Source organism: Streptomyces sp. WM6386, from assembly GCF_000972385.1.
Lineage (GTDB): Bacteria > Actinomycetota > Actinomycetes > Streptomycetales > Streptomycetaceae > Streptomyces.
The window spans coordinates 54,689-76,750 of record NZ_JXTE01000024.1; the positions used below are offsets into that span (position 1 = coordinate 54,689).

The window sequence follows — 22,062 nt, forward strand, 5'->3', positions numbered from 1 at the left end:
ACCATTGAATGATTCAACCAACATCAATAGACTCTGCCGGTGGATGAATTCACCTTGCGTTCGAGACTCTCCAGGAGATCGGCGGGGGTGGCCGCCGTGCTGCTGATGGCCGCCGGTCTCACCACCCCCTCCCTGTCACCGGCGTCGGCCGCACCCCGGCACCACACCCCCGAGGTCTGGCCGAAACCCCGGAGCATGCAGACCGGCCCCGACCGGTTCACGGTCCCCGACCGGGTCGTGGAGGTCGTCGGCCCGGACACGGACGCCTCGGCCCGCAAGGTCGTCGAGTCCGCCCTGCGCGAGGCCGGCGCCGACCGGATCGTGACGGTCGACAAGCCGCCCGCGTCGGCCGCCTTCACCGTCTATCTCGATGGCCCCGGCACCGCCGCCGCACTGAAACGACTGGGCGCCCGGTCCCCGGCCGGCCTCCCTTCCGGCGGTTACACCCTGGCGTCCGGGCGCCGGGACGGCCGTACCCTTCTCGCCCTCTCCGGATCCGACGCGACCGGCACCTTCTACGCCGCCCAGACCCTGCGCCAACTCCTGGGCACCTCGGGCAAGTTGCCCGGGACCAGGATCCGCGACTGGCCCACCACCGCACTGCGCGGAGTCATCGAGGGCTTCTACGGCACTCCCTGGACGCATGCCGAGCGCCTGAGCCAGCTCGACTTCTACGGCCGCACCAAGCAGAACGTGTACGTCTACTCCCCCAAGGACGACCCCTATCTGCGCGACCGGTGGCGGGACGAGTACCCGTCCGCGGAACTGGCCCGGCTCAAGGAACTGGTCGACCGCGCCACCGCCAACCACGTCCGCTTCACCTACGCCCTCTCCCCCGGCCTGTCGGTCTGCTATTCGTCCGACTCCGACATCGCGGCCCTCACCCGCAAGTTCGACTCGCTGTACGCGATCGGTGTGCGGTCCTTCGCGGTCCCGCTGGACGACATCAGCTACACCAGGTGGAACTGCGCCGCCGACGAGCGGGAGTTCGGCACGGGCGGAGGAGCGGCGGGCGCGGCCCAGGCGCATCTCCTCAACAAGGCGTGGAAGTCCTTCTCGGCCGGCCACACCGGCCTCGACCCCCTGGAGATGGTCCCCACCGAGTACTCCGACCTCGCCGACTCCCCCTACAAGACGGCCCTGCGCGAGAAGCTGGACCCGTCCGTGGTCGTCGAGTGGACCGGCGTGGGAGTGATCGCGCCGGCCATCACCGCCGCGCAGGTCGCCCAGGCCCGTGAGGTGTTCGGCCACCCGATCCTGATCTGGGACAACTATCCGGTCAACGACTACGTCACCAGCCGCCTCCTCCTCGGCCCGTACACGGGACGGGAGGCCGGCGTGGCCAAGGCGGCGACCGGCGTCACCGCCAACCCGATGGTCCAGGGCGAGGCGAGCAGGCTCGCGCTGTTCACCTCGGCCGCCTACCTCTGGAACCCGGACTCCTACGATCCCCGGGCCGCCTTCCTCGCCTCGGTCCGCGACCTCGCGGGTCCGGGCGCCGCCACATGGCTGCGGATCTTCGCCGAGAACAACTACTCCTCCCAGCTCGACGCGACCGAGTCCCCCACCCTGACCGAGCTCATCGCCGACTTCCGCACGGCGTACGAGCAGGACCGCGGCCTCGACCGGGCCGCCGCCGCGCTGCGCTCGTACTTCACCGACATGGCCGCCACACCCGCCGAGTTGCGCGCCCGGCTCGACAACCCGGGGTTCCTCGACGAGACGTCCGCGTGGCTGGACAAGCTCGGCCGGTACGGGAGCGCGGGGCGCACAGCCGTGGATCTGCTGCTCGCCAACAAGCGGGGCGACGCGGAGGCGGTGTCGAGGTACTGGGCCGAACTGCGCGACACGCGCAAGGAGTTGGATGCCATGCCGGAGCAGGTCTCGCCGGGTGTGATGGACCAGTTCCTCTATACGACGATGCTGGAGACCGCCCCCGACCCGGGCGTCGACGCCGCCTTCTCCCCGCGCTCGCTCTCCCTGAAGCCGGGCGCCACCGAGACGGTGACGCTCGACTTCTCGGACAAGGAGGCCCGCACGGTCACCTGGAGACTGGACGTTCCGGACGGCGTCACCGCCTCACCGACCGGGGGCACCGTGACAGTCCCGGCCGGGGGCAGCGTTTCGGCCACCGTCACGCTGACCGGGGTCACCGAGGGCGTCCACTCGGTCGTGGTGTCGGGTACGGGCGTCCTCGACCGGGCGATCCCGGTCCAGGTCACCGAGAAGACCGGTTCGTTGACGGCGCTGACCGCCAACTTCAGTGGCGCGTCGGTCAGTTCGATCGACCTGGCCTCCGGCACGTCCAAGAACATCGCGGTCGGCGACAACCCCGGCGAGGTCGTCGTGAGCGCCGACGGCCGCACCGCCTACGCCGCCAACCAGGGCTCGAACACCGTCAGCGTCATCGACGTGGCGAGCGGCTCGGTCACCGGCACGGTCGCCGTGGGCCGCGTTCCCGCCGGGCTCGCGCTCACGCCGGACGGTGGGACGCTGTGGGTGGCCAACTACACGGACGGGACGGTCCAGCCGGTGAACACCACGACCCTGGTGGCGGGTACGCCGGTCATGGTGGGCGACGGTCCCGAGAACATGGCGATCACCCCGGACGGCACGACTCTGTACGTGGCCAACATCCACGACAACACGGTCACCCCGGTCGACCTCACGGAGAAGAAGGCCGAGACCGCCATCCCCGTCGGTCCCCGCCCCTTCAATGTCGTCGCCGCACCCGACGGCAGAACGGTCTACGTGTCCAACTCCGGCGGCTCGACGGTGACCCCGATCGACACGGCGACGAACGACACCGAGCCGACCCTCCTGGTAACCGGCCAGGCGTACGGACTCGGCCTGTCTCCGGACGGCCGGACACTGTGGGTGAGCCCCAGCACCGGGGACTACGTCACACCCGTCGACACGGTGACCGGCGCCCCGGGCACGAAGGTCACGGTCGGCAGGTCGGCCTTCGACGTGGGCCTGGACTGGAGCGGCAGCACGGCGTACGTCACGACGGCCGACGGAAACAAGCTGGTGCCGATCGACACGGCGACCGGGACGCCGGGGACACCGCTGACGACGGGCGCATATCCGCTGGCCGTAGCCCTGACACCGGTACCGATGAAGTAACAGCCGGCTTCCCCACCCAGGGGCGCGGGGAACTGCGCGACCGGCCACCGGCCCGCAGCTCCCCGCGATACCCCAGAACCCCCGAACGCCTAACTAGCCGTACGCCGAACCCGCCCCGCGTACTTCTTCTCCAGCTCCAGATTCCCCTCAAAGCCGCCAGGCACATTGGCGGAGACATACACCGGCGGCCGCTCCCCCGCGGCAAGCAGCACGGCAGACGCCTCGGCGACAGCCATCTGCACCAGCATCACCCCGGTAAGCGTCGACAACGCACACACCGCACCCCCGCCCGGCAACTCCAGCAGCGCGTCCCCGCGCGGGGCCGCGTTGTCGAGGACCACGTCGGCGAGGTCGGCGAGCTTCTTGCCGCTGGGGTGGCCGGCGGGGACCGCGCGGGTGTGGGCGAGGGAGGTGATGGCCAGCAGCTTGTGGCCCTGCTGCTTGGCCTGGAGGGCCATCTCGACGATGACGGTGTTCACGCCGGAGTTGGAGATGATCACGAAGAGGTCCTGGGGCCGGGGGGCCGCGAGGTCGTACAGCCGCGCTGCCACGCCCGGCTGCCGCTCCAGGAGCGGGTCGTCGAGGACGGACGGGGCGTCACCGCCGTACAGGACGAGGTCGGCGATGCTCAGCCGGTTCGTGGGCACCAACCCGCCCGCGCGGCCCGCGACTTCGAGGACCATGGCCTGGGAGTGGCCGGTGCCGAAGGCCTGGATGACGCCGTCGGCGCGCACACAGTCGGCGATCAGTTCCGCGGCGCGGGCCACGTCGGCGCGGGCGGACTCGGTGATCTGCTGAAGGACGGCCAGGCTCTGCTGCGCGAAGCCCTGGGCGCTGACGGACTCGACGGACACGCGGCACTCACTCCCCACTGATGGATTGAACCACCCTATACATCTCCATCGATGAATCAATAAACCATAGGATGGCCACTGCATTCAATCGACCCGCACAACGGTCCCGACCTCACCCCTCCCTCGCCCCTCCCTCACCCGTGAATCCGGTCCTGGTATTCAACAGGTGGCCTGAACGGTGGCTGGTACCTTCTTCTCATGCCTCCGACGGACGTCACGACACTGATCCGCACCGAGCTGCCCCGGCTGGCCGGCTCCCTGCGCAAGGTCGGCGAGCTGATCCTGGAGGATCCGGCCGCCGTCACCCACTGCTCGGCCGCCGAGCTGGGCCGCCGCACCGGCACCTCGCAGGCCACGGTGACCCGCTTCTGCCGGGCCATCGGCCTGGACTCCTATCAGCATCTGCTGATCGAGCTGGCCAAGGAGCACGGCCGCGGCGAGGTCTCCGACTGGGGCACCGCCGAGATCGGCCCGGACATCTCCCCGGACGACAGCCTGGAGCGGGTCGTACAGGTCGTGGGCAACGCCGACCTGCGGGCCGTTCAGCAGACCATCGACCGGATCGACCTCGACGCGATCGAGCGCGCCGCCCAGGCCACGGCCCGGGCCCGCCGTATCGACCTCTACGGCACCGGGGGCAGCGGGGCGGTGGCGCTGGAGACCGAGACCCGGCTGTTCCGTATCGGCTGCTCGGTGCGCGGCTGGACCGAGGTGCACGGCGCGGTCACGTCCGCGGCCCTGCTCACCCCGGCGGACGTCGCCGTGGGCATCTCGCACTCGGGGGCCACGCGGGAGACCATCGAGCCGTTCGAGCTGGCCAAGGAGCGCGGCGCGACCACGGTGGCGATCACCTCCGACCCGCGCTCACCGCTCGCCAAGGCCGCCGACATCCGGCTCGTCTCGTCCGCCTCGGAGACCAACTTCCTCACCGGTATCGGCGGTCGGCACTCCGTCCTGGTGCTGCTCGACTGCCTCTACGTCCGGGTCGCGCAGCTCTCCTACCAGCGCGCGAGCGCCTCCCTGGCGCTGACCGACCACATCGTGCCGCAGCACTCGGCGAAGGGTCGGCGCACCCGCTGACGGCAGTGGCATTGCATAGATGATTCACCGAGAACACGCGTAGATGGTTGTTTGAACCATCCCTACGGTGCCAGGATGGTGCTCCGCCGAGCATCCTCGTAGGAGACCCATGCGCGTCACCTCTGTCGAGTCGACCGAGCTTTTCGTCGGAACCGTCGAGCAGCCGTACCAGGTGGTGGTCGCCGAGATCAGCCACGTCCCCGGCCGCACGGTCCGCCTCACGGCCGAGGGCCCGGGCGGTCTCCGCAGTGTCAAAGAGACGCTGGTCACCACCGCCGACGACGGCACCGCACGCGCCGAGATACCCGTGACCGGCGAGGGCGACGAGATCACGGTCGTCGCCGTCGACGATGCGCTCAGCGACCGGCACACCGCCCCGTTCACGGCCGCCGAGCCCGGCTGGACCATGTTCATGGTCAGCCACTTCCACTACGACCCCGTCTGGTGGAACACCCAGGCCGCCTACACCGAGACCTGGGACGTCGCCGACGACCCGGCCACCTCGGGCCTGCCGGCCCGCACCTTCGACTCGCGCGGCCAGTCCGGGATGAGCCTGGTGCGCGCCCACTGCGACCTCGCGCGCCGCGACCCGGCCTACACCTTCGTGCTCGCTGAGGTCGACTACCTCAAGCCGTACTGGGACGCCTTCCCGGAGGAGCGCGCCTTCCTGCGCCAGCTGATCCGCACCGGCCGCGTCGAGATCATGGGCGGCACCTACAACGAGCCCAACACCAACCTCACCGGCGCCGAGGCCACCGTACGCAACGCTCTGTACGGCGACGGATACCAGCGCGGGATCATGGGGGCGTCGCCCGAGACCGCCTGGCAGCTGGACGCGTTCGGTCACGATCCGCAGTTCCCCGGGCTGATGGCGGACGCCGGGGTCACCTCCAGCTCCTGGGCGCGCGGGCCGTTCCACCAGTGGGGGCCGACGCTCTCCGTGTTCGGCGAGGAGCCCAGGGATCCCCAACGGATGCAGTTCCCGGCCGAGTTCGACTGGATCGCCCCCTCGGGGCGCGGCATCCTCACCGCGTACATGGTCAACCACTACGGCGCGGGCTGGGCGATCGACAACGCGCCCACCCTGCCCGAGGCCGAACAGGCCGCGTTCAAGCTGTTCAAGGGTCTGAAGAAGGTCGCGCTCACGCGCAACGTCCTGCTGCCCGTCGGCGGGGACTACGCGCCGCCGTGCCGCTGGGTGATGGGCATCCACCGCGACTGGAACGCCCGTTACGTCTGGCCGCGGTTCATCAGCGCGATACCCCGGGACTTCTTCGCCGCCGTCCGGGCGGAGTTGGCGGCGGAGGGCCGCAAGGCCTCCCCGCAGACCCGGGACATGAACCCGGTCTACACCGGCAAGGACGTCTCCTACATCGACACCAAGCAGGCCCAGCGGTACGGCGAGAGCCTCCTCGCCGACGCGGAGGCCTGGGCGACACTCGCCTCCCTCACCGCCGGGCATCCCTATCCGGACGCGGCGCTCGACAAGGCGTGGCGGCAGCTCGTCTACGGCGCCCATCACGACGCCATCACCGGTTCGGAGTCGGACCAGGTCTACATCGATCTCCTCACCGGCTGGCGGGAGTTGTACGACCTCGCCGAGACCGTCCACGCCGACGCCACGCAGGCCCTCGCGGACCGGGTTCTCCCGCTGCCGGGCGACGGCCCCGATCTGGTGGTCTTCAACTCCGCGACCTGGACGCGGGGGGACGTGCTGAGCGTCCGGGACGAGGGGCTCCTGCCGGTCGACGAGAGCACCGGGCTTCCCCTGCCCGCCGTGCGCGAGGAGGACGGCCGGCTGAGCGTCGTCGTACCGGACGTGCCCGGACTGGGCCTCAAGGCCGTCCCGCTCGCCGAGGGCACCGTCTCCGAGTGGACGCCGGCCGAAGGGGCCACGATCCGCAACGAGTTCTACGAGCTGACCGTCGACCCTGCGCGCGGCGGCGGCGTCAGCAGTCTGCGAGCCCTTCAGGAAGGGGCCCGGGAACTGCTGCGCGCCGGCGACATCGGCAACGAGCTCGTCGTGCAGGAGGAGTACTCCAGACACCCGCGCTTCGGCGAGGGGCCCTGGCACCTCACGCCGACCGGGACGACTGCCGCTCGCGGCAGGGATGTCAGGGCCGACATCGGTGTCGAGCACTCCCCCGCCGGACAGCGCATCACGGTCCGCGCCGACCTCGGCCTCTTCACCTACACGCAGCGGCTGACCCTCTGGAAGGGCGTCGACCGTCTGGACGTCTCCACGACCGTCGACGGGTACGACGGCGCCGACCGGCTCATCCGGGTGCGCTGGCCGTCCGACGTGCGCGGCGGGCTGCCGGTGCACGAGGTGGCGGACGCGGTGATCGGGCGCGGGTTCGGGTTCGTGGAGGTGGACAGCGAGCAGTTCCCGTGGACGCTGGACAACCCGGCCAACACCTGGTTCGGGCTGGGGTCGACCGCGCGGGTCGCCGTGCACGACGACACCGGCGCGCTCCTCGGGCACCGCTCGATCGGGGTCGCCGAACTGATCTACTCCGACTGGGACGTGGCCGGTGAGCTGGGCGCCGAGCTCGCCGCCGCCCTCGTCCGCGCGGGGGTCACCGCGACCTCGACCATCGCGGGCGGGCCCCGTTACGGCGACCTGGAGGTCGACTCCAACCTGCCCGACATCCGGATCGCCGTCGGCGGTCCCGACCGTAACTCCGTGGTCGCCGAGGCCCTCGGCTGGGACCCGGCGGCCGGACGCGAACTCCGGCGGCAGCTCGCCGAGGGGGATGTGGCGGCCGTGTGGGTCGCGCCGCGCGCCTCGCTGCGGGAGGAGTGGGTGCCGGGAGCCGATCTGCGGGATCTTGAGCGGCTGCCGCTGCTCGTCGTGGCGGGCGGTGAGGATGACGCCAAGGCGGTCGACGCCCTCATCGCCGACCTGGACGACTTCACCGTCACGGCCACCGCCGCGGGCAGCGGCGAGGCCCTGCCGCCCGGCGACGCCTGGGACGGCCGGAGCTTCTCGGTCCTGAACCGGGGCACGCCCGGCTGTGTGGTCACCTCGTCCGGCGACCTCCACATGTCCCTCATGCGGTCCTGCACCGGCTGGCCCTCCGGCATCTGGGTCGACCCGCCGCGCCGAACAGCCCCCGACGGGTCCGCCTTCCAGCTCCAGCGCTGGTCGCACACCTTCGAGTACGCCGTCGTCGCGGGCGAGGGCGACTGGCGGGAGGGGCAACTGCCCAAGCGCGGCCACGAGTTCAACCGTCCGCTCACCGCGCGGCTGCGGACCCGGCCCACGGACGCGCTCCTGCCCCGGAACAGCTCCCTGCTCCAACTGGAGCCCGCGGGCGAGGTGTTGCTCGACGCCCTCAAGCCGGCCGGCTCCCCGCTCGCCCGGGGCGGCACGGCACATCCGGATCCGGGCAGCGGTGTCGTCGTCCGCATGCACGAGGTGAACGGCCGTCCGGTGCGGGCGCGTCTGTCGCGGCCTCGCGGGTGGACGGAGGGCGCCCGGGCAAACGTACTGGAGGCGCCCGGAAAGCCGCTCACGCCGGGCACGGACGGGACGCTGCGGGTCGATCTGGCCGGCTTCGAGGTGGCGACCGTCCTCGCCACGCCCGCAGGCGCCCTGGAGACAGCGCCGGGCCCCGGAGTCGCCGCCGCCGAGCCCGCCCAGCCCGTCCACACCCGCTACTGGCTCCACAACTCCGGTCCCGCCCCACGCGGCAACATGCCGGTCGCCGTGTACGTCTCCCCCACCACGCTCACCGTCTCCGGCCCCGTCACGGCGACCGTCCGGATCGGCTCGGAGCTGACCGACGCGCCGGTGTCGGGCACGGTGACCTTCGAGGTGCCTCCCGGCTGGTCCACCGAGCCCACCGAACTGCCGTACACGCTCGGCCCCGGGGGCTTCAGCCTCACCGAGGTCACAGTGTCACCGCCGCCCGAGCCCGAACCCGGCCGGCACTGGCTGGCCGCGCGGCTGTCGTACGGCGGGCAGACGTACGAGGACGTGGTGGCGCTGGACGTGCCGGACGGGCACACAGGTCCAACCCTCGTATCCGCTCTGGGAGTTGACCGAGTCGTCGTGCGACGAGGCGAGCGCGCCCGCGTCCCCGTCACCCTGCGCAACACCACCCGGGGCCCCGTCAGCGGCACCCTCTGGGCGGTGTCCTCCTGGGGCACATGGCCCGGGGTCGGGCCTGGCGTCCAGGGCTTCACCGTGGCCGGCGGAGCGGAGGCCGAGTGCGTGATCGAGGTGGACGGCTCGGCGGTGCCGCCGGGTTCGTACTGGCTCATGGCGAAGGTGGGTTGGCACGGCTGCGTGGCGTACACGGAGGCCGTGGAGCTGGAGGTGAAGCCGTGACGGAGGAATACGCGGCTCAGGTACTCGGCAGGGCAGTCCCCAAGGACCGCGTGGACATCCTTCTGAAGGCCGTCCCGGCCCGCGACCGGGAAACGAGACCAGAGGCGTTGGCCAGGGCCGAACGGCAACGGCGCCGGTGGGCCACGCAAGTCGTGGTGGTCGACGAATTGGCCCGACAGGCCTGCGCGAAGCGCGGCCTGAGGGGCGCGGGGAACTGCGCGACCAGCCACAACGGCGTCGCACCCGACAAACAACCCATCACGGCCTCCCCTGCGGAGCTGGGCAGCATCGTCGCGGTCGCCCTGGCCCACTCCCAGGCAGCCCGCACCCTCCTCGAACAACTGGAACGCGAGCAGCAGGTCCCCGAGGAGGCGGCGTACGACTACTACGACCGCAACCGCGACCGCTTCCTCACCCCCGCCGCGCTGAAACGTGGCGCCGATCCCTTCCACGAGACCTCCGACCTCCTCCCTTACAGCGAGGTCCGCGAGGGCATCACGCACGAACTACGCCGCGCCGCAGGCCGCCGCGCCTTCTTCGACTGGCTGGACCGAGCACGGGCCGACGTCGTGTACGCACCGGGGTACGAGCACCCCGGCGACCCCTCGCACCCGGACCACGAGCACCGGCACTGATCGGGTCGTTGACCCCGCACGGAACCACCACGGAACCGAAAAGCAACACGGCAAACCATTGACCTCCGATGAATTCTGGTCCACCTTTTCATCAATCGGAGTCGAAGTTGGTTGATTGAACCAGCCACATCCCTGACTCGCCCGGTCGCAGGAGGGCCCATCACATGCGTGCAAAGAGACTGACCCGCACCTTGACCTGTCTCGCCGTTCTGTCGCTGACCGCCGCCGGCTGCGGCCTGTCGGGCGGCGGCTCGGACGACGGGGACGCCACGGCCGGCGGCTGCAAGGTCGACAAGGCCAACGTCGGGTCGAGCAAGCTGACCGGGGACGTCAACGGCACGATCACCTTCCAGACGACGAATCTGAAGAAAGACTTCGGGGACTTCTTCAACGGAGTGATCGCCGACTTCGAGAAGGCCCACCCCGGCGCCAAGGTCAAGTGGATCGACGACCCCGGCGACAACACCTTCACCAGCCGCACGGTCGCCGACGCCCAGGCCTGCACACTGGCGGACGTCATCAACGTCAACGCGCCGACGGCCACGGCCCTCACCAAGGCCGGCTATCTGCTGGACGTCGGCACCAAGGACCCCGACGCGGCCAAGCCCTTCGTCCCGTCGTTCTGGAAGTCCGGCACCTTCAAGGACGCCTCGGGCAAGTCGATCCACACCGTGCTGCCCTGGTACACCGGCGGGGTCGTCCTGACGTACAACAAGGACCTGCTGAAGAAGGCCGGCGTCGACCCGGCGAAGCCGCCGACGAGCCTCTTCGGGCTGTTCGCCGACTACGAGAAGGTCGCCAAGGCCTCCGACGGCAAGTTCTACGCGACGATGGCCAACCCCATCTGGCGCATCCCCGCCGACTTCGACCAGATGGGCATCAAGGTCCTCTCCGACGACGGCAAGTCGGCCGTCTTCGCCGACGACCCGCGCACCACCCAGTGGGTGGAGTGGATGGCGAAGCTGTACAAGGAGGGCGCGATGCCGAAGGACTCGCTGTCCTCCAGCAACGACCCGTCCACGCTCTACAGCCAGGGCAAGGTGGCCTACGGTTCGACGAACCCGAGCTTCGTGCGGTTCGTGAAGCAGAACAGCCCGTCGGTGTACGACAAGACGGCCGTCGGCCAGCAGCCCTACGACGCGCTCGGCCGCGCCTCCGCCGGCGCCCCGCAGTACATCTCGGTCGCCGCGACCAGCAAGCACGCACCCACGGCACTGTCGTTCGCGGAGTTCCTCACCAACGCCGAGAACCAGACGGCCTGGTGCAAGGACCCGGCCGTGGTGATCTTCCCGACCACCACCGAGTCGCTGAGCGACCCGTTCTTCCAGAACGCCACCGGCAGCGACCCGTTCTCCCAGGCCCGCAAGCTCGTCGCCGACCAGCTCAAGACGGCCAGCACCAACCAGACCAACCTCTCCCCGGCCGTGCAGAACGCGATGGTCTCCCAGGTGCAGTTGGCCATGCAGGGCAAGAAGAGCGCGGCCGACGCCGTCAAGGACGCCCAGGAGAAGGCCAACGAGCTGCTGAAGCAGGCGGGCTGACCGTGGCGGCTCAGATCACGAAGCCGGTGTCCGTGTCCGGCGCGCAGCGCACCCCCGCCGCGCCGGTCACGAAACCCTCCCGGCTCCGGGCCCTGCTGCCGGGCCCGGCAGCCGGTGCCAACGGGGCGGCGATGTACCGCCGTTGGTGGCTGCCCTGGCTGTGGACGGCCCCCGCGATCGGCTGCGCGGTGGTGTTCGGTGTGTTCCCGTTCCTCAACACGCTCCTGCTGTCGTTCACGAACGCCAAGCCGCTGGGCGGCGCCGCGAGTTTCGTCGGGCTCGACAACTACACGCGGATGCTGGACGACTCGGACTTCTGGCTGGCGACACGCAACAGCATCCTGTACGCCGTCATCGTCGTCCCGTTGATGGTGCTGCTGCCGCTGATGCTGGCGGTCCTGGTGGAGAAGAACCTCCCCGGCATCGGGTTCTTCCGCTCGGCCTTCTACACACCGGTGCTGGCCTCCAGCGTGGTCGTCGGTCTGAGCTGGCAGTGGCTGCTCGCCGACGACGGACTGGTGAACACCTGGCTCGAGAAAGCCCACTTGATCAGGTCGGCGATCCCCTTCCTGTCCGACCCGCGGCTGATCCTGCTGTCCGCGATGGGCCTGACGCTGTGGAAGGGCCTCGGCTGGTACATGGTCTTCTACCTGGCCGCGCTCGGGAACGTACCGAAGGAACTGCACGAGGCGGCGGCCATGGACGGCGCCGGCGCGGTCCGCCGCTTCTGGCACATCACCATGCCCGGTGTACGGCAGGCCATGATGCTCGTCGGCACGCTCACCGGCATCGGCTCGCTCAGGGTGTTCACCGAGATCTACATGCTCGGCAGCTCCACCGGCGGCCCCGGCGGCGCCGACCGCACCCTGCCGTTCTACATCCGGGACGTCGGCCTCGACCCCATCACCGGCAACGCCGGTTACGGCTCCGCCGTCAGCGTGGCCCTGTTCCTGCTGACGCTGGGGCTGACCCTGCTGGCGCAGCGCCTGACGAAGGAGGACGAGTCGTGACGACCGCTGTTCCGGCCACGCGCCGGCGCCTGCTGCCACGCTGGCGGGACTACGGTCGCCCGCGCGAACTGGTCGTCCGCTACCTGCTGTTGTTCCTCGTGCTCGGCCTCACCGTGGGCCCACTGGTCTGGCAGCTGCTGGCCTCCCTGAAGAGCACGAGCGAGGACGTCTTCGGCGCCGACGCCACCCTCCTGCCGCACGACCCGACCCTGCGCGCCTACCGCACGGTCTTCGACCAGGTCCCGGTGGCCTCGTACATCAAGAACAGCCTGATCGTGGTCGTCCTGTCGGTCACCAGCCAGCTGGTCTTCTCCACCACGGCCGGCTACATGCTCTCCAAGCCGGGCTGGAAGGGCCGCAAGGCGGTCTGGGTGGTGCTGATCGCCTCCATGATGTTCCCCTTCGAGTCGATCATGGTGTCGCTGTTCCTGAGCATCCGCGATCTGGGCCTGGTCGACAGCCTGGCCGGCGTCTGGCTGCCCGGCTTCGTCGGCGCCATCAACGTCCTGCTGATGCGCGCCGCCTTCCTGGCGGTGCCGCGCGAGATCGAGGACTCGGCGATGCTCGACGGCGCGAACGAGTGGCAGCGCTTCAGGCATCTGTATCTGCCGTCCGCGTGGGGCGCGATCCTGGTGGTGGTCATCAACACCTTCATCAGCGCCTGGGACGACTTCCTCTGGCCGCTGATCGTGCTGCGCTCGGAGAGCAACATGACGCTGACGCTGGGGCTTTCGCGTCTGCAGAGCTCGTCGTTCGGCTACGACCAGCGGATGGTCATGGCCGGGTCCGTCATCTCGGTGATCCCGGTGCTGGTGCTGTTCGTGATCACCCAACGGTGGTTCTACAAGGGCGTCTCGTCCGGGGCCGTCAAGCTCTGACGCCCCTCACGTCAAGCACGATCGGCACGGCACGCAAAGCCGCCCGGGCCGACTCCGCGACACGGATCTCGGCGGAGTCGGTCCGGGCTTCCCCCATCGACAGCGGGAGAACGACCGTACGGCGCTCACCCGGCTCCAGGCCGACCCCCTCGAACGCGCACAGTTCGAGGGTGCGCGGCCAGGTGGACGTGATCAGGCGCCTGAGATAGACCTGCACGACCGTACGCCCGTACCGCTTCCCCGTGTTGGTGACCTCGACCGTCACGGTCCCGCCGGTGATCCGGGGCGTGCCGTACGCGAAGCTCGTGTACGACAGTCCGTGCCCGAAGGAGTGGTGCGGCTCCGCGCTCTCGTCGACATATCCGCCGTACTCGGTGTCCTTGTGGTTGTAGTAGACGGGGAGTTGGGCGGCGGAGCGCGGGACGGAGACGGGGAGCCTGCCGGTGGGTTCCGCGAGTCCGAGCAGCACCTCGGCGATCGCCTCGCCGCCCCATGGGCCCGGGTACCAGGCCGTGAGCAGCGCACCGGCCGTGTCGGGGACGACATGCGGGCGGCCCTGGATCAGAACGACCGCCGTGGGCGTGCCCGTTGCCGCGATCGCGTCCAGAAGCCGGTACTGGGCGGGCCCCAGCCGCAGGTCGGCCAGGTCGACGCCCTCACCGCAGGTCATCTCCGAAACCGCCCTGAGCGCCGCCCCGTTGGCGTCGAACTCGGTGTCGGGGGTGCGTGCGCTGCTGCCGCCAAGGACCAGCACGGTCACGTCCGAGGCGGCGGCCGTGGCGACGGCCTCGGGGATGCCGGAGAGGTCGTCGCCGGTGAGGGCGCAGCCGCGGGCGTGCCGGATGTCCACGCCGGGCGGGGCGAGTCGGCGGAGCCCGTCGAGGACACTGCTGCCGGTGCCGGGGCGCTGTGGGGCGGTGTAGTCGCCCGACTGGTGGGCGGTGGTGGCGGCCTGGGGTCCGATCACGGCGATACGGGAGACGGTGGCCGGGATCGGCAGCAGCCCCTTGTTGTCGAGGAGCGTGACGGCGGCCCGGGCGAGCTCCTTGCTGATCTCCCTGCCGCCGGTCGGCGGAGGGGGCGTGGTGTGCGGTCCGTCGAACAGTCCCAGCCGGAACTTGAGCCGCAGGACGCGGGCGACGGCGGCGTCGAGCACCGGCTCCTCGACCAGCCCCCGCTCGACGGCCTCCTCCAGATGCGTGAAGCCCTCGTCCCACAGGCTCAGGTCGACACCGGAGTTGAGGGCGAGGGCGCCGGCCGAGACCTTGTCGCCGGTGATGCGGGCCAGCCGGTCCACGGCGAGGCCGTCCGCCATCACCAGTCCGTCGAACTCCCAGCTGTCCCGCAGGAGTCCGGTCAGCAGGGCGCGATTCCCCGAGCACGGCATGCCGTCGACCTCGTTGTACGCGGCCATGACCGCGGCCGCTCCGGCCCGCACTCCGGCACGGGCCGCGGGGAGGTGGATCTCGTGCAGTTCCCGCAGACCGAGTTCGGACTCCGCGGAGTTGCGGCCGCCGACGGTGGCGCCCTGGCCGGCGAAGTGCTTGAGGACGACAGGCGCCTTGTCGGCGGCGAAGGACTCGTGCGCGGCGCCCTGCATGCCCCGTACGAGCGCCTCGGTGAGTCGCGCCGCGAGGTGGGGGTCCTCGCCGAAGCACTCCTCGGTGCGGCCCCAGCGCGGGTCGCGGGCGATGTCGAGGGCCGAGACGAGGGCGACATGACCACCGCGGGCCCGCAGTTCGGCTGCGGCGTGGGCGGCGGCCCGCTCGTACAGCTCCGGGTCCCAGGTGCCGCCGACGGCCAGGTTGACGGGCAGGACCGTGCCGTCGAGGGCCATGAGCCCGTGCGGCACCTCCTCGACGAACAGAGCGGGGATACCGAGCCGGCTCCGCTCGACGACATGCCGCTGCACCAGCTCGGCGAGGCCCGCGGCGTCCTCGGCGCCGGGCCCGTTCCCGTGGTCCACACCGGACCAGGCGTCGGCCCGCTGGAGCCCGTAGAGCGCACCGAGTCCGGCGAACCGCTCGGTCTCGGCGTACAGGGCGTCGGTGAGTTCGTAACTCCCGTCGGGGGTACGGCGATAGGCGTCCCAGCCGTACATGCGCTGGTTGAGCTGGCCGACCTTCTCGGGGAGGGTCATGCGGGCGAGGAGGTCATGGACGCGGGCGTCGAGGGGGGCAGTGGGGTCGCGGTAGAGGGGCTCGCTCATCGACGACCTCCACCTTGCGCGGAGCGGGCGAGGGGGCCGGGGGGCCGAGGCTGGTTCATCGTCCACCCCCACCTTGCGCGGAGAGGACTCGGACACCAGGGGACAGAGGCCGATTCAACGCCCACCTCCCCCATGCGCGGAGCGGACGAGAACACCAGCGGGTTGAAGCCGATTCAACGCCCACCTCCACCTTGCGCAGAGAGGACGAGGACACCAGGGGACAGAAGCCGATTCAACGCCCATCCCCACCTTGTGCAGGGCGGGCGGAGCATCGCTGGACGAGGGGGCCCTCACCGCCCGCCGCCCCCGTATGCGAGCCGGGCCAGCGCCACGGCACCCCGGCAGCCGTCGGCCACCCAGTCGAGGGTCACGCCGAGGGCGTGCAGGCGGATGGTCAGGGGTTCGGTGAGGGGGCCCTCCGGCCCGAGCAGTCCGCCGGTGGCGACGAGCGGTTCGCCCGCGCGGGGCGCCAATGCCCGTACGGTCTCCGCCAGTTGGTCGGCGGCCTCGTCGAGGATGCGCACCGCCACGGCGTCCTTCTCCCGGGCCGCCCCGACGACCAGCGGGGCCAGGCGGGCCAGCCGGATCGGGGGGGCGGTCATGACGGCGGGGAGCAGGTGCGCGCGGTAGGCCTCGCGACGGGCGAGGGGCCAGTCCGGTACGGCGGGGCCGACACCGTCGTACGAGACCACCCCGCCGCCTGCCGAGAGGCCGCCCCCGGCACCCGACGCCCCCGTGCCACCCGACGCCTCGGGGTCATCGAGCCCGTCCGGGATCACGCCACCGTCCGGCACCGCGCCGGCGCCGGGCAGCCCCCAGTCACCCGGCGCCCCCCTCCCGCCCAGCACCACGCCACCACCCGGCAGTACCCCGTCCGGCACCCCGAAAGCCCTCCCCACCAGCACAGCCAGCTCCGTCCCCGGCCCCCGCCCGTCCGCCATCCGCAACGCCGCCCGCACCGCGCTCCGCCCGATCCAGAACCCACTGCCGTCGTCACCCAGCAGCCAGCCGTCGCCGTCCACCGTGGTCGTGGCCCGGCGCCCGGCGATACGCATGGCGACGGCACCCGTGCCGGCGACCAGGGCGAGGCCGTCGGTCGGGGTGCCGGGCGCGGAGGCGAAGGCGGCCTCGATGTCGCTGCAGAGGGCGACCGGCCCGGGCGGGATGCCCAGCCGTCGCAGGGCCCCGGTGAGCGCGGACCGGGCGTGGACGTACCCGGGGTCGTCCGCCGACGCCCCCGTCGCGCCCGCGAATCCGCCGGCCACGGCGACGACCCGGCCCCGCGCCGGCTCCGGCACCGCCGCGGCGATCGCCTCGGCCAGATGGTCGGTGAGCTGCGGCTCCGGGACCGTCAGGGCGTTGCCCGGGCCTCCCGAGCCCTCGCCCAGCAGCCGGCCGTCCGCCGCGGACGCGCACATCGCCCGGGTGCGGGTGCCGCCCGCGTCGAGACCGACGACGAGGTCGTGCCGCGCGTCGCCCGAGTCTGCCGCGCCTGCCGGAATGTGGTTCAAATTATTGCCCATCACTGACTATGGTGGTTGATACATTCGCGCAGAACAAGAGCCGACGTGCACCGAACCCGAGGAGGATCCCATCCGTACGCTCCGCTTCGGCGTCAACTACACGCCCCGCCGCGGCTGGTTCCACGCCTGGCAGGACTTCGACCCGGCGCACGCCCGCGAGGACCTGGAGCAGATAGCCGGCCTGGGGCTCGACCACGTCCGTGTCTTCCACCTGTGGCCACTGCTCCAGCCCAACCGCACCCTCGTCCGCACCGCCGCCGTCGACCAGCTGGTGCGGCTCGTCGACCTGGCGGGCGAGGCCGGTCTGGACGTCCTGGTCGACGGCGTCCAGGGCCATCTGTCGAGCTTCGACTTCTACCCGGAGTGGACCCGCAGCTGGCACCACCGCAACGTCTTCACCGACCCGGACGCCGTCGAGGCCCAGGCGGACCTGCTCCGCACCCTCGGCCGCGCCCTGGCCGGCCGCCCCCACCTGCTCGGCCTCCAGCTCGGCAACGAGCTCAACAACCTGGTCGAGCACAACCCGGTGACCCCCGCCGAGGTGGACCACTACCTCGACACCCTCCTGGCCGCCGCCCGCGACGGACTCGGCGAGCAGGGCATGGTCACCCACTCCGCGTACGACGCCGCCTGGTACGGCGACGACCACCCCTTCACCCCCGAGGCCTCGGCCCGCAAGGGCGATCTGACCACGGTCCACCCCTGGGTGTTCTCCGGCGACTGCGCCCGCCGCTATGGCCCCCGCTCCCCGCAGGTGCGCCATCTCGCCGAGTACGGAACGGAGTTGGCGAAGGCCTACGCCGAGGATCCGGCACGCCCGGTGTGGGTCCAGGAGACGGGCGCCCCCGAACCGCACATCCCGGCCGCCGACGCCGCGGAGTTCGCCCGCGCGACGGTCCGCAACTCCGCCGACTGCGAGGGACTGTGGGGCGTGACCTGGTGGTGCTCCCACGACGTGGACCGCTCCCTCGCCGACTTCCCCGAACTCGAGTACACCCTGGGCCTGTTCGACTCGGCCGGCCGCCCCAAGCCGATCGCCGAGGCGCTGGCGGAGGCGATCGCCGAGCCGCACGCACCCCGGCCCCGCGACACCGCCCTGGTGCTGGACTGCACGCCGGGCACCCGGTCCGTGTCGGGCCCGGGCGGGGAGTACTTCGAGGAGTGGATGCGGTTGCGCACGGAAGGGGTGCGCCCGGCGGTCGTCCTGGCCGAACGGGCCGAGGACGAGGGGTACTTGACCGCGCGCGGGATCAAGGAAGTCGTACGACCGTCCTGATCAGCTTCCGGTGAGCACCTCCGCCACCGCCCGCAGGTTCACCCGACCCCGCCCGTAGGAGCACAGCGCACCGCCCTCCGGCAGCCCGGTGTCCACCCGTACCGCGTCGGGACGCCGGGCCAGGAGGGCGTCGCGCAGCCGGGCCTGCCAGGGGTGGAGCCCGGCGTCGCAGGTGGCGATGACGAGGGGCCGTTCGCGGGCCAGTATCCCGTCGGTCAGGGCGGCCGGATCCTCCGGTTCACCGGCGACCGCCGTGCCCACGGCCGTGGGGTCGAGGGCACGGACCTCGGTGAGCAGGTCCTCGCCGCCCCAGTTGAGAGCGGGGTGCGGGTGCGGGAACAGGTCGACGACATGAGCGCCGCGCACCGCGGACGGCGCCCCCTGGCCGCGGACGGCCCGGCGTGCGGCCTCCAGTCCGGCATCGGTGTCCCACGCGGCGACCCTCTCGGCCGGCGTCGCGTACCGCTCGGCGAGCCGCCGCACCCGTTCCGCCGCCTCCCACACCCGCTCCTGGGGTAGCACGCCGGAGCCCAGCGCGTCGAGGACCTCGTCCCGGCAGGCGAGTGTGACCTCCAGGTCCGGTACGGCGACGATGACCTGGTCGGCCCCGGCCGCGAGGGCGATACGCGCCCCGGCCGCCTCCCCGTACTCATCGGCGATCGCCTTCATCTCCAGGGCGTCGCTGACCAGGACGCCGTCGAAGCCGAGGTCGTGCCGGAGCAGGTCGCCGAGGATACGGCGGCTGAGGGTGGCGGGCCGGTTGGCGTCCAGCGCCGGGAAGACGACGTGCGCGCTCATCAGCATCGGCACCCCCGCGGCGACGGCGGCACGGAACGGTTCCAGGTCGGCGCGGAGTGCGTCGTACGGCCGGGGGTCGACCGCGATGCCGTGGTGGCTGTCGGTGTCGGTACCGCCGTGGCCCGGGAAGTGCTTGGCGCAGGAGGCGATGGAGCGTGCCTCGGTGGCGGTGATCCAGGCTCGCAGATGCCGGGCGGCCACCTCGGGGTCGGCACCGAAGGAGCGGGTGCGCACGATCGGGTTGCTCGGCAGGTGCTGGAGGTCGGCGACGGGGGCGTACGAGACGCTGATGCCGAGGGTGGCCAGATGCCCGGCGAGTGCGTCGGCGCAGCGTGCGGTGAGGTTGGGGTCGTCGGCGACGCCGAGGGCGTAGGAGCCGGGCACCTCGGGCGCGCCCGCGCCCACCAGGTGTCCGATACCGCCGCCCTCGTTGTCGATGGCCACCAGCAGATCCGGCCGGATCGCCCGCAGCGCGTCGGTGAGCTCGCGGACCTGCTCCGCGTCCCGCACGTTGCGGGTGAACAGGATGACTCCGCCCAGACCTCGGTCGACCAGCCGTTTCAGGGTGTCGGGGAACGTGGTCGTGCCGTCGAACCCGGCGACGAGACAGCGGTGCGCCGCCTCGTCCAGGTCGGACGGGAGGACGGGGCCGGAGGCCGGGAGCGCTGAAGGGGTCACATCCGGATTCTTCTGGCTGGTTCAGCCGGAAGTCAACATCGTGATGGATAGTTTGATTCACCACACATCGCGCGGCCCGCTGGGCGGGGCCGCCCGCCCGTACCCGCCTCAGCCGGCGATCCGCTCCTTCTCCGGCGCCGACCGCGTCGGTGCCGTGCGGCCGGCCTCGCGCATCCGGCCGTAGGCGTAGACGCAGCCGGCCAGGGCGAGGTCGGACAGGAGCATGAAACCGATGGAGTAGGAGTCCTTGGCGCTGTAGACCGCGCCCATGACCAGCGGGGGGACGAAGCCACCGAGGCCGCCGACCGCGCCGACGATGCCGGTCACGCTGCCGACCTGCGGCTGCGGGGTGACCCGGGCGACCAGGGCGAACACCGCGCCGCTGGTCGCACCGAGGGCGGCCGCCATCACCAGGAGACAGATCGTGGCGCCCGGCACCAGGGCCGGATCGAAGGCCTGAACGACACCCAGGATCGCCACCGCGCCCAGTGCCCAGGCGGTGACCACGGCCGGGTGGATCCGGTCCGACAGCCATCCGCCGATCGGCCGGAACACCACCGCGACCAGGGCGAATCCTGCGGCCCTGGTGCCCGCGTCGGTGGCGTCGAGCTCGTACCAGGTCTTCAGATACGTGGGCAGATAGACGCCGAACGCGACGATGCCGCCGAACCCGATCGCGTACAGGGCGGACAGCTCCCAGGTCACCCGCAGCCGGCCGGCCTGGCCGAGGCGCGTGGTGAGCGGGGTGGACGGGATGGGCCGGTCGGGGCGGTCGTTGATGAGGAAGTAGGCGAGCACGGCGTAGACGGCGAGGGCGATCGCCAGGACGACGAAGGGCAGGTTCTCGCTGTACCGGTACATGCGGGGCGTGAAGTAGCCGGACAGGGCGACACCGCCCATTCCCATGCCGAAGACGCCGAGCGCCGCGCCGCGCTGCTTGGGCGGGAACCAGGAGTTGACGAGCGGGACGCCGATGGCGAACGTCGTGCCGCCGAGGCCGAGCACGAAGCCGACGGCGATCAAGGCCAGATAGGAGTCATGGGCCGGGACGAGCAGCAGCACCGGCACGATCGTCAGGGCGCTGACCAGGGGGAACATCACCCGCGCCCCGTAGCGGTCGGTGAGCGCGCCCACCGGCACCCGTCCGAGGGAACCGACCAGCACCGGGATGGCGACCAGTTCGGACTGCGCGAAGGACGACATGTGCAGTTCGTCGTCGAAGTCGGCGGCCAGCGGGGCGATCAGGTTCCACGCCCAGAAGGTGAGCGTGAACCCGACGGTGGCCACCACTAGGTTGCGCCAGGCGGCGGCGGTAGGACGGTCGTCGCCGGACATCGCCACGTCGGTCATACGTGCTCCCAGACTCCGTGATCCCCCGTCCATGACGGCACGACTCGGGACGCCGGGCAACTTTTCAAGGAAACTCTTCACCCCGCTCGATCTTGAGCGCCACGACGGAATCCGGGTCGAATGGAACGATGGACACCGCATTCACCGACGCCTTCCAGTACCTTCCCCGCACCACCCTCGCCGACCTGCTGGGCCGTGCGCAGGTCATGGGCATCGGCATCCGCCCGCTGTGGGACGCGCCACGCGTCGCGGGCCCCGCGTACACGGTGCGCTGCGAGCCGGGCGACAACCTGATGCTGCACGCCGCCCTCCATCGCGCCGAGCCCGGTTCGGTCGTCGTCGTCGAGTCCGGCGACCTGGACCACGCGCCGGCCGGCGGCAACGTCTGTGCCGTGGCCCAGCGCCGGGGCGTCGCCGCCTTCGTGGTCGACGGCCTCGTCCGCGACCTCGCCGAGGTCCGCGAGGCCGCCTTCCCGGTCTTCGCCCGCGGAGTCATCCCGATCCCCGGCACCAAGGAGAAGCTCGGCACCCTCGGCGAACCGGTCCACGTCGGCGGCGTCCTGATCCACCCCGGCGACATCGTGGTCGCCGACGAGGAGGGCGTCGTCGTCACACCCGCGGCCCGCCGGGAGGAGATCCTCACGGCGGCGCGCGCGAAGCTCGCCAAGGAGGCGGCGGAGTCCCTGGACACCTGGGAGGCGAACCACCGGGCGCGCATCGACAGGGCGCTGCGCGAGCTGGGCTTCGGCGGCTGACGTCCCTTTGGTC

13 protein-coding genes and 1 pseudogene are annotated in these 22,062 nt (G+C 71.4%); 9 read left to right on the forward strand and 5 right to left on the reverse strand.

What is annotated here, in order from left to right:
* Positions 1-105: 105 nt before the first annotated feature.
* Positions 106-3,126: a beta-N-acetylglucosaminidase domain-containing protein gene (locus tag TN53_RS17330; RefSeq protein ID WP_095046543.1), complete on the forward strand. Its 3,021-nt coding sequence runs from the start codon at positions 106-108 to the stop codon at positions 3,124-3,126.
* A gap of 89 nt (positions 3,127-3,215) precedes the next feature.
* On the opposite strand, the gene TN53_RS17335 is transcribed toward TN53_RS17330, so the two are convergent.
* The gene (locus TN53_RS17335; RefSeq protein WP_046259411.1) at positions 3,216-3,980 is read right to left on the reverse strand and encodes a sugar isomerase domain-containing protein; all 765 of its coding nucleotides are present in this window, start codon (positions 3,978-3,980) and stop codon (positions 3,216-3,218) included.
* 198 nt (positions 3,981-4,178) lie between these two features.
* Here TN53_RS17335 and TN53_RS17340 point away from each other — a divergent pair, with 198 nt between their 5' ends.
* The 6 genes from TN53_RS17340 to TN53_RS17365 all read left to right on the forward strand — a co-directional run bounded on the left by TN53_RS17340 (position 4,179) and on the right by TN53_RS17365 (position 13,460).
* Positions 4,179-5,060, forward strand: a complete 882-nt coding sequence (locus tag TN53_RS17340) for a MurR/RpiR family transcriptional regulator (RefSeq protein WP_046259412.1) — start codon at positions 4,179-4,181, stop codon at positions 5,058-5,060.
* A 109-nt stretch (positions 5,061-5,169) separates the two neighbouring features.
* Complete coding sequence (locus TN53_RS17345; protein ID WP_046259413.1) at positions 5,170-9,396, forward strand: NEW3 domain-containing protein; 4,227 nt, start codon at positions 5,170-5,172, stop codon at positions 9,394-9,396.
* A complete protein-coding gene (locus TN53_RS17350) occupies positions 9,393-10,031 on the forward strand; it encodes a hypothetical protein (RefSeq protein ID WP_052745219.1) in 639 nt (212 codons plus the stop codon). Before TN53_RS17345 ends, TN53_RS17350 begins: the two co-directional genes overlap by 4 nt.
* A gap of 164 nt (positions 10,032-10,195) precedes the next feature.
* Positions 10,196-11,572, forward strand: a complete 1,377-nt coding sequence (locus tag TN53_RS17355; RefSeq protein WP_046259414.1) for an ABC transporter substrate-binding protein — start codon at positions 10,196-10,198, stop codon at positions 11,570-11,572.
* A 2-nt stretch (positions 11,573-11,574) separates the two neighbouring features.
* Entirely contained in the window at positions 11,575-12,582 is a 1,008-nt protein-coding gene (locus TN53_RS17360; protein WP_095046538.1) for a carbohydrate ABC transporter permease, read from the forward strand.
* Positions 12,579-13,460 carry a carbohydrate ABC transporter permease gene (locus tag TN53_RS17365; RefSeq protein ID WP_046259415.1) on the forward strand — a complete coding sequence of 294 codons (882 nt, stop codon included), beginning with the start codon at positions 12,579-12,581 and terminating at the stop codon, positions 13,458-13,460. The genes TN53_RS17360 and TN53_RS17365 overlap by 4 nt, the downstream gene beginning before the upstream one ends.
* On the opposite strand, the gene TN53_RS17370 is transcribed toward TN53_RS17365, so the two are convergent.
* Together TN53_RS17370 and TN53_RS17375 are read right to left on the reverse strand one after the other, a co-directional pair.
* Entirely contained in the window at positions 13,450-15,669 is a 2,220-nt protein-coding gene (locus TN53_RS17370) for a glycoside hydrolase family 3 N-terminal domain-containing protein (protein ID WP_046259416.1), read from the reverse strand. The genes TN53_RS17365 and TN53_RS17370 overlap by 11 nt on opposite strands.
* Before the next feature lie 290 nt (positions 15,670-15,959).
* The gene (locus TN53_RS17375) at positions 15,960-17,192 is read right to left on the reverse strand and encodes an N-acetylglucosamine kinase (protein WP_095046539.1); all 1,233 of its coding nucleotides are present in this window, start codon (positions 17,190-17,192) and stop codon (positions 15,960-15,962) included.
* An 8-nt stretch (positions 17,193-17,200) separates the two neighbouring features.
* Here TN53_RS17375 and TN53_RS17380 point away from each other — a divergent pair.
* A pseudogene (locus TN53_RS17380) lies at positions 17,201-18,468 on the forward strand (glycoside hydrolase 5 family protein).
* On the opposite strand, the gene TN53_RS17385 reads toward TN53_RS17380, so the two are convergent.
* Positions 18,469-19,944, reverse strand: coding sequence for a glycoside hydrolase family 3 N-terminal domain-containing protein (locus tag TN53_RS17385; protein WP_046259418.1), 1,476 nt, complete (start codon positions 19,942-19,944; stop codon positions 18,469-18,471). It abuts the pseudogene before it with no gap.
* A gap of 108 nt (positions 19,945-20,052) precedes the next feature.
* Positions 20,053-21,294, reverse strand: coding sequence for an MFS transporter (locus TN53_RS17390; protein ID WP_046259419.1), 1,242 nt, complete (start codon positions 21,292-21,294; stop codon positions 20,053-20,055).
* 128 nt (positions 21,295-21,422) lie between these two features.
* On the opposite strand from TN53_RS17390, the gene TN53_RS17395 reads away from it, so the two are divergent.
* On the forward strand, positions 21,423-22,049 hold the full coding sequence (locus TN53_RS17395) for an RraA family protein (RefSeq protein WP_046259420.1): 627 nt from the start codon (positions 21,423-21,425) through the stop codon (positions 22,047-22,049).
* The last annotated feature ends 13 nt before the right edge of the window (positions 22,050-22,062 follow it).

What these genes read in the sequence shown, in the direction of transcription:
- TN53_RS17355 (WP_046259414.1), top strand. Translation starts at nt 10,196, where the DNA reads ATGCGTGCAAAGAGACTGACCCGCACCTTGACCTGTCTCGCCGTTCTG.
- TN53_RS17340 (WP_046259412.1), top strand. Translation starts at nt 4,179, where the DNA reads ATGCCTCCGACGGACGTCACGACACTGATCCGCACCGAGCTGCCCCGG.
- TN53_RS17330 (WP_095046543.1), top strand. Translation starts at nt 106, where the DNA reads ATGGCCGCCGGTCTCACCACCCCCTCCCTGTCACCGGCGTCGGCCGCA.
- TN53_RS17375 (WP_095046539.1), bottom strand. Translation starts at nt 17,192, where the DNA reads ATGGGCAATAATTTGAACCACATTCCGGCAGGCGCGGCAGACTCGGGC.
- TN53_RS17395 (WP_046259420.1), top strand. Translation starts at nt 21,423, where the DNA reads ATGGACACCGCATTCACCGACGCCTTCCAGTACCTTCCCCGCACCACC.
- TN53_RS17390 (WP_046259419.1), bottom strand. Translation starts at nt 21,294, where the DNA reads ATGACCGACGTGGCGATGTCCGGCGACGACCGTCCTACCGCCGCCGCC.
- TN53_RS17345 (WP_046259413.1), top strand. Translation starts at nt 5,170, where the DNA reads ATGCGCGTCACCTCTGTCGAGTCGACCGAGCTTTTCGTCGGAACCGTC.
- TN53_RS17370 (WP_046259416.1), bottom strand. Translation starts at nt 15,669, where the DNA reads ATGAGCGAGCCCCTCTACCGCGACCCCACTGCCCCCCTCGACGCCCGC.